Here is a 2,022-nt window from a genome sequence, read left to right as displayed (position 1 = left end):
GCCGCCTCGACCGGCAATCACGGCCGGGCGCTGGCGCATGCGGCAAAGCTCGAAGGCATGCGCGCGGTGATCTGCATGTCGAAGCTGGTGCCTCAAAACAAGCTCGACGCCATCCGCCGCCTCGGCGCGGACGTGCGCATCGTCGGCAACAGCCAGGACGACGCCCAGTTGGAGGTCGACAGGCTGGTGGCGGAAGAAGGATTGATCATGCTGCCGCCTTTCGATCATTCCGACATAGTCGCCGGGCAGGGCACACTGGGACTTGAGATCATGGAGCAGGTTCCGGATGCCGCCGCGGTGCTTGTGCCGCTTTCCGGCGGTGGGCTGGCGGCGGGCGTCGCCGCGGCGGTCAAAGGAGTAAGTCCAGGCACCAAGGTCATCGGCATCTCGATGGAACGTGGCGCCGCGATGAAGGCCAGCCTCGATGCCGGGCGACCTGTGCAAGTCGAGGAACTGCCGACGCTGGCCGACTCGCTTGGCGGCGGCATCGGCCTCGACAATCGGCTGACCTTCACCATGTGCCGCGACCTGCTCGACGACGTGATCCTGCTTTCCGAGGCCGAGATCGCCGCCGGCATCCGCCATGCCTACGAGCAGGAGCGCGAGATCGTCGAGGGCGCCGGCGCTGTCGGCATCGGCGCGCTGCTTGCCGCCAAGGTCAAGTCCACCGGTCCGGTCGTGCTCATACTTTCGGGCCGCAATATCGACATGGGCCTGCACCGCCGCATCATCTGCGGCGAGGCGGCCGCACCGACGGAGCGCGCAGCATGAGCCGCATGGCCGTTCTCACGGAAGCTGAACTGCGCAAGATCGTCACGCTCGATCAGGACGCCATTGCCTGCGTCGAGAATGCCTTTCGCGCCCTCGCCACGCTGCCGGTGGAGATGCCGCCAATCCTGCGGCTGGACGTCCCGGAGCATCGCGGCGAAGTCGACGTGAAGACCGCTTATGTGCCCGGCATCGACGGTTTTGCGATCAAGATCAGCCCCGGCTTTTTCAACAACCCGCAGCTTGGACTGCCCAGCCTCAACGGCATGATGGTTCTACTGTCGGCAAGGACCGGGCTCATCGAGGCGCTGCTGCTCGACAACGGCTATCTGACGGACATTCGCACCGCCGCCGCCGGAGCGGTTGCCGCCAAGCATCTGTCTCGCGAAGACTCCAGGATCGCGGCTATCTTCGGCGCGGGCGTGCAGGCCGGATTGCAGCTGGAAGCGCTCCACCTCGTGCGGCCCATCGATGAGGCCCGCATCTGGGCGCGCGACGCGGCCAAGGCCGAAGCGACCGCCGCCCGCCTGCGCGAGAAGCTGGGCATCGCCGTCCGCGCCGAGCCGGATGCGGCGAATGCCGCGGCCGGTGCCGACATTATTGTCACCACCACGCCTTCGACCGAGCCGCTGATCAAGGCCGGCTTCGTTGCCGCCGGCCAGCACATCACCGCGATGGGCTCGGATGCCGAGCACAAGAACGAGATCGCGCCGGCGATCCTGCGCATGGCCGATCTTTATGTCGCCGATAGCGCGAAGCAGACAAGGAGGCTCGGAGAGCTTCACCATGCCCTCGATGCTGGCGTGATGGCGGTCGATGCCGACATCACCGAGCTCGGCCAGATCATCGCCGGCGCGAAGCATGGTCGGCGTTCGGCCAGCGACATCACCATCGCCGACCTTACCGGCACCGGCGTGCAGGACACCGCGATCGCCACGCTTGCTCGCGATCGCGCGCGGGCGGCGGATGCCGGAACCATTTTCGAAAGCTGATGCCCGGCCGAAGCGTGATCCGGAAAAGTGGGAACCGGTTTCCCGACAAGATCACGCTCAAACAGAAATAGGCCCAACAAACGAGGACCAAGAACGATGCAGCCAAACCTGAAATTCTCGCGGACCGAATTTGCCGACCGCCTCGCCAAGACGCGCAAGGCCATGGAGGCCAAGGGCGTCGATCTGCTGATCGTCAGCGACCCGTCGAACATGGCCTGGCTGACGGGCTATGACGGCTGGTCCTTCTATGTGCATCAGGCGG

3 protein-coding genes are annotated in these 2,022 nt (G+C 65.7%); all 3 read left to right on the top strand.

Annotated elements, in window-relative coordinates; all coding sequences use genetic code 11:
- Window positions 1–771 (top strand): hydroxyectoine utilization dehydratase EutB (gene eutB / locus Q0L57_RS13845; protein WP_296743501.1); only part of this gene is annotated, 771 nt, incomplete at its 5' end.
- The gene (locus Q0L57_RS13840) at window positions 768–1,760 is read left to right on the top strand and encodes a cyclodeaminase (RefSeq protein ID WP_296743500.1); all 993 of its coding nucleotides are present in this window, start codon (window positions 768–770) and stop codon (window positions 1,758–1,760) included. The genes eutB and Q0L57_RS13840, both read left to right, overlap by 4 nt.
- A gap of 96 nt (window positions 1,761–1,856) precedes the next feature.
- Window positions 1,857–2,022 (top strand): aminopeptidase P family N-terminal domain-containing protein (locus Q0L57_RS13835; RefSeq protein WP_296743503.1); only part of this gene is annotated, 166 nt, incomplete at its 3' end.

The organism is Mesorhizobium sp., assembly GCF_024509055.1.
Taxonomy (GTDB): domain Bacteria; phylum Pseudomonadota; class Alphaproteobacteria; order Rhizobiales; family Rhizobiaceae; genus Mesorhizobium.
Note: the sequence above shows the minus strand (reverse complement) of the source record. Positions and strands in the feature narration are given on the sequence as shown.

What these genes read in the sequence shown, in the direction of transcription:
- Q0L57_RS13840 (WP_296743500.1), top strand. Translation starts at nt 768, where the DNA reads ATGAGCCGCATGGCCGTTCTCACGGAAGCTGAACTGCGCAAGATCGTC.